Here is an 8,909-nt window from a genome sequence, read left to right on the forward strand (position 1 = left end):
TTCATTGTAAGCCGACCAGTTCTTGGTCTTGTATTTCGTAGGGGCCCAACTGCTCATAGCCTCTAGTTATCATCCTGGATTCACAAGATGAATCCCCTCAGGCTATTTGTGCAACAAAGCCTGTTCAAATAGAAGCCGCAAGTAATTCCCGTGAATAGCTGTGCTGGGCCTGCGCATTTCGGAGTGTTTCCACACCCATGATTTCGACCACTTCGCCAGCCTTCATAACGGCCAGATGTTCACACATATGGCCTACTACAGAGAGGTCATGCGACACCATCACGTAAGTCAGGTTCTGCGCCGCGCGCAGATCTGTCAGCAGGTTCAGGATTTCGGCCTGTACCGAGACATCAAGGGCCGAGGTTGGCTCGTCCAGCAACAAAATACTTGGCTCAGGGGCCAGGGCACGGGCGATTGCGACCCGCTGACGTTGACCACCCGACAATTGATGTGGGTAGCGAAAGCGGAATTTCCCACCCAGCCCAACATCATCCAGCAGCTTTACCACCCGCGCATCAATGTCTTTAAACCCGTGTAGATGCAGGGTTTCCCCCAGCACTTGATCCACTGAATGGCGCGGATGTAGCGAAGCATAGGGGTCTTGAAACACCATCTGTACGGTCTTGTAAAAGGCCTTGTCCCGTTTTTTCTGAATGGAGTGATCCTCCACAGACATTGCACCCGACCAATTGGGGGCCAGGCCCATGATGGCGCGCAAAATTGTGGATTTTCCAGACCCACTTTCCCCCACAAGGCCAAAGCTGGCACCGCGCTCAACACTGAAACTAGCCCGGCGTACCGCATCAACCCGATCACGACCACCGCCGAACCAAACGCTGAGATCTTCGACTAACAACATGCTCATATCCGTCCACTCACACTAGGGGCTTCGGCCCATGCAGGATCCCGGTTTAAGACATCCAGTTTTTGACGCGGGGCATTCAGACGTGGCAAGGAGTTCAGCAGCCCTTGGGTGTAGGGGTGCTTGGCTTCGTGGAGTTTTTTCGCATCACAGACTTCGACAATGCGGCCCGAGTACATGATCAAGACCCGGTCGCAAAAATCGGCAACCAGGTTGAGATCATGGCTGATAAAGATCAGCCCCATACCACGATCGGTGACCAGTTTGTCGATGATCGACAAGACCTGCCGCTGGACCGAGACATCCAGCGCCGAGGTGGGCTCATCCGCGATCAGGATGTCAGGATTGGGGATCAGCATCATGGCGATCATGATACGTTGCCCCATACCGCCGGACATCTCATGAGGGTAGGCGCGCATCACCCGCTCGGGGTCGCGGATCGAGACTGCCTCAAGCATCTGCAGTGTCTTGGTCTGGGCTTCTGATTTTCTCGACTTATTATGCAGGCGATAGGCCTCCATTATCTGCTCACCCACAGTCATGACCGGATTGAGAGAGAATTTTGGATCCTGCATGATCATTGAAATACGCTGGCCCCGCACCGCCTGCATTTCTCGCTCCGATTTGGCCATAAGATCGTCGCCTTCCAGCGCAACCCTGTCCGCATTGACAATGCCCGGCGGTCGGATCAGACGCAGGATGGCGCGGCCGGTCATGGATTTGCCAGAGCCGCTTTCGCCGACAATGGCAAGCCGTTCTTTGCCGAGGCTAAAGGACACACCCCGGACCGCATCAAAGACACCCTGGCGTGAGGGGAATTTCACCCAAAGATTTTCAACATCCAGCAGCGTCATTTGTCACTATCCTTCGGGTCCAAAACATCGCGCAGCCCATCGCCCAGCAAGTTGAAGGCCAGCGAGACGGTGAAGATGGCCATGCCGGGGACGGTGGCCACCCACCAATGATCAAGGATGAACCGTCGCCCCTCGGAAATCATCGCGCCCCATTCCGGACTGGGGGGTTGTGCGCCAAGCCCAAGGAAACCCAGACCGGCCGCGGCAAGAATAATGCCCGCCATATCCAAGGTCACCCGTACGATCAGCGATGAAATACACAGGGGCCAGATATGTTTGGTGATGATCCGCAGGGCACCTGCACCCTGTAGCTGAATGGCGCTGATATAGTCCGAGGACCGGATGGTCAGGGTCTCGGCGCGGGCAATCCGGGCATAGGGCGGCCAGGCGGTCAAAGAGATCGCCAAGACGGCGTTTTCAATACCGGCCCCCAAAGCGGCCACAAAGGCCAAGGCCAGAACCAGCCGTGGAAAAGCGAGGAAGATATCGGTGATCCGCATCAGCACCTGATCGGTCCAACCTCCAAGGTAGCCCGCGACAGTTCCGACCAAAAGCCCGGTGATCGGCGCGATTAGCGCCACCAGACCAACGATATAGAGCGTAATGCGGGAGCCATAGATCAACCGGCTCAGGATATCACGGCCCAGACTGTCGGTGCCTAAAAGATGTTCTTCTGAGCCGAGTGGCTGCAAGCGATTGCCGAGGTTCTGTGCAAAGGGATCATGTGGCGCCAGCAAAGGCGCGGCTATGGCCATCACCCCCAGCAGGATCAGGATCCAGAAACCAACCATGGCCATGGTATTGCCGCGAAAGGACAACCAGCCTTGATAGAGGGCTGAAAGTCGGGCGTGTCTGCGCGAGGTGGGCGTATCGGTCAGTAACCAGGCGCGCCAGTTTTGGGCTTCGGCCATCTATTTCGCCCTCGGATCAAAGAATTTGTAGAGAAGGTCAGAGAAGATATTCAGCAGAATGAACACCAGCCCAACCACAACGGTGCCGCCCATCACTGCATTCATGTCTGCCGACAAAAGAGCGGTGGTGATGTAGCTGCCAATACCCGGCCAGCTAAAGATAATCTCTGTCAGAACAGAGCCTTCGAGCAGAGTCGCATAGCTGAGTGCAATAACCGTGATCAGCTGGACGCGGATATTCTTGAAAGCATGGCGCCAGATGACGGCGCTTTCGGACATGCCTTTTACCCGCGCTGTGGTGATGTATTCGGCGCTGAGTTGTTCGAGCATAAAGGAGCGGGTCATCCGGCTGATATAGGCCAGCGAGTAATAACCCAGAAGAGAGGCAGGCAGCACAATATGGCTGAGCGCGTCTTTGAAGACGTCCCAGTTTCTGTCCAGAATACTGTCGACCAGGATCATACCGGTCACTGGTGGGACGATATCAACATAAAAAATTCCAACCCGTCCCGGTCCGCCGACCCAGCCCAGGATACCATAAAAAACCAATAGCCCCATCAGGCCGAGCCAGAAGATTGGCATAGAATAGCCAACCAATGCGATGACCCGGGCCACCTGATCTATCCAAGTGCCGCGTTTGACTGCCGCCACGACGCCCAAGGGAACACCCAGTACAATCCCGGCGATAACGCCCAAAGTGGCAAGCTCCAGAGTTGCTGGAAACACCCGTTTGATATCCTCGGCCACAGGTCGGGCCGTTAACAGGGATTTACCAAAATCGCCGTTGATCACATCCCATACATAGAGGCCAAACTGGACGATGATAGGCCGATCCAATCCCAGTTGCTCATAGGCGGCGTCATAGGTGGATTTGGAGGCCTGCTCACCGACGATGGCCAGTACAGGATCTATCGGCATCACCCGCCCGATGACAAAGGTGAGGAACATGAGGCCTAGCATTGTCACGACAACTGATCCCAGGGTCACAAACACCGCGCGGATCCAAAGTTCGAGAGGCGCCCTGTGGCGCCCCTCTGTTTTGTGTTCAGCCAATGCCATTTACTTGGTTACCGGCCAGTAGGATACAGCCGTGATGGCGCCGCCCAGATTGAGGTTCTTGACCGCCTCGCTGCGGCCGGTTTGCTCAATCTTCTGGAACATCACCGCAAAGGGGGCTTTGTCGCGGAATTCAGACTGAATTGCTACATACATCGCCGCCCGGGCTTCCCGGTCTCCTTCGACAACCGCATCGGCAACCTTATCGGTCAGCCCGGCAGTGTCCCAGGCGTTGCGATAGGCCAAAAGACCTGTCGCACCAGCCTCGTCAGAGTTGTCAGGGTTATAGGCAAAGGTCCCGGCGTTGGTATGTGGATCTGGATAGTCCGGCCCCCATGCGCCCATGTACATATCAAGCTCACGGGCGCGGTAGCGACCCAGAATAGCCTTGGCCGTGCCCACGGTGATGTTCAGGGTGATATCGGCCTGGGCAAAGGTGTTTTGCAGGGACTGAGCAATCTCGATCCGCTCCTGCGCTTCGCGCACACCAACCTCGATCTCAAAGGGCCCAACACCGGCAGAGGCCAGCAGTTCCTTGGCCTTTTCGATGTTCAGGCTAAAGGGGTTATCATCCACAGCGCCGAGATAGGTGCGCGGCAGGAAGTTCTGATGGATGGTATATTGCCCGTTGAGGAAGCTGTTCTGCATGCCCTCATAATCAACCAGGTATTTGATTGCTTCGCGAACTTCGGGCTTGGACAGGATCTCGTGCTTTTGGTTAACCGCGATATACATCAACCGGCCGCGCAGCTCGTCATCAATTACAAGGCCATCAGCTTCGCGGGCTCCGGCAATGTCTTCGGGGTTGAGGTTGCGGGCAACGTCGATGTCACCACGTTCCAGCATCAGGCGCTGAGTGGCGCTTTCCTGTACGTGGCGCACAATGACCCGCTCCATCGCGGGGGCGCCGCCATGGAAATCAGGGTTGCTGGTCAGGGTGACGCTTTCATTTGGTTTCCAGCTCTGCAGCTTGTAGGGGCCGGAACCGGCAGAATTGGTCGCCAGCCAGGAATTTCCAAGATCACCATCGACCTCATTGGCCATGACCACCTCTTTGTCGACGATACTGCCGATTGTTGCGGTCAGACAGTTCAACACAAAAGAGGTCGCATAGCGCTTATCCGTTGTGATGCGCAGGGTATTGCCTTCGGCCACGATGGTCTCGCCGGCATTGTCGGCGGTGAAGCCAAACTGGGTCAGAATGAACGAGGGGGTTTTGTTCAGGGTGACCACCCGGCGCAGCGAGAATTCGACATCCTCGGCGCGGACAGGATTGCCGGAGTGGAATTTGATACCCTCGCGTATGGTAAAGGTGATGGTGCGGCCATCTTCGCTCACGGTCCAGCTTTCGGCCAGATCGGGCTGATAGCCGGCATCCAGGTTGAGCGGGTCAAAGTTGACCAGCTTGCCGTAGATGTTGCGAAGGACATCTGAGCCTGCAAATTCAAAGCTCTGCGCCGGGTCAATTGTGGTGATATCGTCGATCCGATTGGCAATTACCAACATGTTTGATGGTGTTTCCGCAGCGGCTGACATGGGCGACAACCCAACGGCCAGCCCAAGGGCGACACTGGAAAGTAGACGGTTAAAAGAATTCATAATCCAAGACCTCTCCTATTTGGTTTCAAAAAATTGAGCGTGCTTGTCGGGGTTAAGATCCCCAGGTTTTCTCGAGCACACGCAACCAGTTTCCGTGGCACAGCTTGGTCATCAACGCATCGTCATATCCATGCTGAGCCATGGCCACTCTCAAGTTGGGCAGATCTGCAACCGTGGTTACATCCCTCGGCACAATCGCCCCGTCGTAATCCGAGCCAAGACCAACGCGGTCTTCGCCCAGATGTTCAATCAGATAGTCCAGATGCCGCAGCATCTGCTCCAGCGGCACATCGTCAATCATGCGCCCGTCCTGGCGCAAAAACGCCACGGCAAAATTCAATCCAACCAGGCCATCGCTGTCTTTGATCGCCGCCAGTTGGTCATCGGTGAGATTACGCGAATGCGGACACAGGCGATGGGCGTTGGAGTGCGAGGCCACCAGTGGTTTGCTGGAGTGCCGCGCCACATCCCAAAAACCGGCGGCGTTCAGATGTGACAGGTCGATCATCACGCCCAGCTCATCACAGCGTTTCACCAGCCGCAGGCCGTGATCCGTCAGTCCCGCGCCAATGTCCGCATCGCTAGGGTAGCGGAACGGCACTCCGTTGCCAAAAATCGTCGGGCGGCTCCAGACCGGGCCAATCGATCGCAGCCCCGCCTGATACAGCACGTCCAATGTGTTCAAATCGGGATCAATTGCCTCGGCGCCCTCGATGTGGAAGATCGCTGCCATCTGACCACTGGCAAGCGTGTTGCGGATATCAGCAACGCTGCGGCAGACCTTCAGCGCGCCCTTGCTTTCCAGATCAAACAGGATTGCGGCGATGGCCATGGTGACGGGCAAAGCATCTTCCCAATCAATGGCTTCCGGCAGTGGCAAATCATAGGTCGGCTTTTCCATCTCCTCCATTTTGAAGGCATTGTCCAAAGGGGAGGGGATATAGACCGCAAAGAAGCCGCCTCCAAAACCGCCCAGCTTGGCCTTGACCACATCCAGGGCGCCATCGCGCCCAGTCAGAAAGCTGTCAGAGGCAGTGGCACCGCCAGAGCGATACAGGTGCAGAAGCACATCGTTATGGCCGTCAAAAATGAGTGGCAGGTTGGCAGCGGTCAAAACAATTCCCCAGAATTACAACCAGCAGGCTATCAAATTTTTTCTCATGGAATAGAGTAAAGGCCATGATTTTAACTCATTATCTTATGCAATTTATGCAAGAGGTTTCTGATGTCCCGCAAATCCTGGCACAGTTTGCCCGAATACCAAGCCCTGCGTGCCATGATGCAGGGGGGCACGGTGACAGATGCTGCGGATCGTTTGGGACTGTCGCAATCGGCGGTCAGCCGCTCGATTGGCAACCTGGAGGAGCGCACGGGGCTGACGCTGTTCGAACGCGAAGCCGGCAGGTTGCGCCCGACAGAAGAAGCCGTGCGCCTGAACCTTCGCCTTGACCCGCTGTTTGACGCCCTTGATCAGATTGATGGGCCCAAACAGCCGGTCCAGGAAACCCTGCGTCTGATCGCGCCGCCAACCTATGCGCATCGGTTCCTTGTCAGCCAGATTGCCAGTTTCCTGGCCATCAACCCGCATTTCTTTGTTAGCCTTGATGTTAACACCTCTGACGAGGTGGTGCGCGGAATACTGGATGATCGCTTTGATCTGGGTCTATCCGGTGTCGAGCTGGAGCGGGTTGGCGTCAGGATGCAGGCCTTTCGCGCCTGCTCGGCTGTCTGCGTCATGACCGCAGACCATCCCCTGGCGCGGCAGGACCTAGTGCATCCCATTGACCTGGACGGTCAGGCCTTTGTTGCCATCGCAAACCGTCACGCCAGCCGCAGGCGACTTGACAAAGTCTTAGGTCAGGCGCGCTGTAAGCCTCGGATCATGGCCGAGGTTTCCACCTCCTTTGCGGCCGTCGATCTGGCAAAGGAAGGGCTGGGACTCGCGGTTGTGAACCCCTTTCCGGTCTATCACTACAGATCCAGCGACTTGGCTTTTCGCCGGTTTGTATCGCCCATCGAGTATCGCAGCCATTTTGTCATGTCCGATCAGCGCCCTTTACCGCGTATAGCTCGGGCCTTTATGCGCCACCTTCGGCTTCATACTCCGCCGGACCCCTATTCAAAAAAGGTGTCAGCACCTGGCCACAAGTGAGCGTGGTCTTTCCGTTAGTCCGTCAGGCAACACAACCCAAGAGTGGCAATTGGGGTGGGCGGTGGTTGGCAAGTTTTCAAATATGGCCTAAAGGCGAGGCTTGATGATCACTTTCCTTGTGGTCAGCGCGGCTCAATTACTGGTAAGCCACCGCTGATCTCGCTTGCCTTTCTGTTAGCGCTAACTGTATTGCATAAGGGCAAGAGCTGTGATTCGGCTAAGGTGTTTTGCAAGGGTTGTCGAGTAATGGAAAAAATCTGGACTGAGTTGGCGGCGCACCGGAAGAATGCCGCTGGGTCAGCAATCGCCAAACTGTTCCAGAATGAACACTGCCGGTTTCAGTCTTTTTCTGCTGAAACGGATGGCATGCTGCTTGATTTCTCCAAGACATCCCTGGATGAGACCAGCCTGGACCTGCTGATTGATCTGGCTGAAAAAACAGATCTTGGCGCGCAGGTTTCTGCAATGTTTCGTGGTGATCCGATAAATGTGACCGAAGGGCGCGCAGTATTGCATACGGCCTTGCGATCGCAGGGCGGTGATCCTGTGATGGTTGATGGCCAGGATGTGATGCCTGATATCCGTCAAACCCTGCAGCGGATGGAGCAATTTGCAGCAGCGCTGCGCAGTGGCGAGTTGAAATCCGCTACCGGGGCCCGGTTTACGGATGTTGTGAGCATCGGCATCGGCGGGTCTGACCTTGGGCCGGTCATGGCAACGCGGGCTCTTGCCCCTTATCACGATGGGCCAAACTGTCACTTTGTTTCAAATGTTGATGGCGCGGATGTTTGCGACAGTCTGAAGGGGTTGAACCCTGAAACAACGCTTGTGATTATTGCTTCCAAGTCCTTCACCACGATTGAGACCATGACCAATGCGGCCACCGCTATCCGCTGGCTGCGTGCGGCCCTCGGGGAGCAGGCAAGCCAGCATCTTGCGGCGGTTTCTACTGCTTTGGATAAGACCGCAGAACTCGGCATCTCTCCTGAGCGGGTCTTTGGTTTTGCGGACTGGGTTGGCGGGCGCTATTCCGTTTGGGGGCCTGTTGGGTTGCCCGTGATGATCGCGGTCGGAGCGGAGAATTTTCGGGCCCTTCTGCAGGGCGCGGAGGCGATGGATCAGCATTTTCAGACGGCTGACTTTCGTCAAAACCTGCCCGTTCTGCTTGGGCTTGTAGGCATCTGGCATAGCAATATCTGCGGCTACGCCACCCGCGCGGTTCTTCCTTATGATCAGCGCTTGTCCCGCCTGCCGGCCTATCTGCAGCAGCTGGATATGGAGAGCAATGGCAAGGGGGTCACGCTGGCAGGTAAGGCGGTTTCGCGGCCCAGCGGTCCTGTGGTCTGGGGTGAACCAGGCACCAATGGCCAACATGCTTTCTATCAGCTTTTGCATCAGGGGACCCAGGTGGTGCCTGCGGAGTTTCTGATTGCAGCATCCGGGCATGAACCTGAGCTTGCGCATCAGCATGATCT

General features: G+C 56.1%; 8 protein-coding genes. 2 read left to right on the top strand and 6 right to left on the bottom strand.

Going from position 1 to position 8,909, the window contains the following annotated elements; genetic code table 11:
• Nucleotides 1–124 precede the first annotated feature (124 nt).
• From ABJP42_RS14130 to ABJP42_RS14155, 6 genes are read right to left on the bottom strand one after another with little or no spacing between them, the layout of a single operon-like run.
• Entirely contained in the window at nt 125–865 is a 741-nt protein-coding gene (locus ABJP42_RS14130) for an ABC transporter ATP-binding protein (protein ID WP_348341421.1), read from the bottom strand.
• Entirely contained in the window at nt 862–1,716 is an 855-nt protein-coding gene (locus ABJP42_RS14135; RefSeq protein WP_348341423.1) for an ABC transporter ATP-binding protein, read from the bottom strand. The genes ABJP42_RS14130 and ABJP42_RS14135 overlap by 4 nt, the downstream gene beginning before the upstream one ends.
• Nucleotides 1,713–2,627, bottom strand: coding sequence for a nickel transporter permease (nikC, locus tag ABJP42_RS14140; RefSeq protein WP_348341425.1), 915 nt, complete (start codon nt 2,625–2,627; stop codon nt 1,713–1,715). Before nikC ends, ABJP42_RS14135 begins: the two co-directional genes overlap by 4 nt.
• The gene (locus ABJP42_RS14145; protein ID WP_348341427.1) at nt 2,628–3,686 is read right to left on the bottom strand and encodes an ABC transporter permease; all 1,059 of its coding nucleotides are present in this window, start codon (nt 3,684–3,686) and stop codon (nt 2,628–2,630) included.
• Complete coding sequence (locus ABJP42_RS14150) at nt 3,687–5,282, bottom strand: ABC transporter substrate-binding protein (RefSeq protein ID WP_348341429.1); 1,596 nt, start codon at nt 5,280–5,282, stop codon at nt 3,687–3,689.
• Between the two features lie 52 nt (nt 5,283–5,334).
• Nucleotides 5,335–6,396: a dipeptidase gene (locus tag ABJP42_RS14155; RefSeq protein ID WP_348341431.1), complete on the bottom strand. Its 1,062-nt coding sequence runs from the start codon at nt 6,394–6,396 to the stop codon at nt 5,335–5,337.
• A gap of 111 nt (nt 6,397–6,507) precedes the next feature.
• Here ABJP42_RS14155 and ABJP42_RS14160 point away from each other — a divergent pair, with 111 nt between their 5' ends.
• Both ABJP42_RS14160 and pgi read left to right on the top strand, forming a co-directional pair.
• Nucleotides 6,508–7,434 carry a LysR family transcriptional regulator gene (locus ABJP42_RS14160; protein ID WP_348341433.1) on the top strand — a complete coding sequence of 309 codons (927 nt, stop codon included), beginning with the start codon at nt 6,508–6,510 and terminating at the stop codon, nt 7,432–7,434.
• 246 nt (nt 7,435–7,680) lie between these two features.
• The coding region (pgi, locus tag ABJP42_RS14165; protein WP_348341435.1) for a glucose-6-phosphate isomerase at nt 7,681–8,909 on the top strand (1,229 nt) is incomplete at its 3' end.

Source organism: Pseudophaeobacter sp. (assembly GCF_039971195.1).
In the GTDB taxonomy this organism is placed as follows: Bacteria; Pseudomonadota; Alphaproteobacteria; order Rhodobacterales; family Rhodobacteraceae; genus Pseudophaeobacter.

Bases quoted from the DNA above. Each gene is read 5' to 3' on its own strand.
- ABJP42_RS14160 (WP_348341433.1), top strand. From the start codon at position 6,508: ATGTCCCGCAAATCCTGGCACAGTTTGCCCGAATACCAAGCCCTGCGT.
- ABJP42_RS14135 (WP_348341423.1), bottom strand. From the start codon at position 1,716: ATGACGCTGCTGGATGTTGAAAATCTTTGGGTGAAATTCCCCTCACGC.
- ABJP42_RS14130 (WP_348341421.1), bottom strand. From the start codon at position 865: ATGAGCATGTTGTTAGTCGAAGATCTCAGCGTTTGGTTCGGCGGTGGT.
- ABJP42_RS14150 (WP_348341429.1), bottom strand. From the start codon at position 5,282: ATGAATTCTTTTAACCGTCTACTTTCCAGTGTCGCCCTTGGGCTGGCC.
- ABJP42_RS14145 (WP_348341427.1), bottom strand. From the start codon at position 3,686: ATGGCATTGGCTGAACACAAAACAGAGGGGCGCCACAGGGCGCCTCTC.
- nikC (WP_348341425.1), bottom strand. From the start codon at position 2,627: ATGGCCGAAGCCCAAAACTGGCGCGCCTGGTTACTGACCGATACGCCC.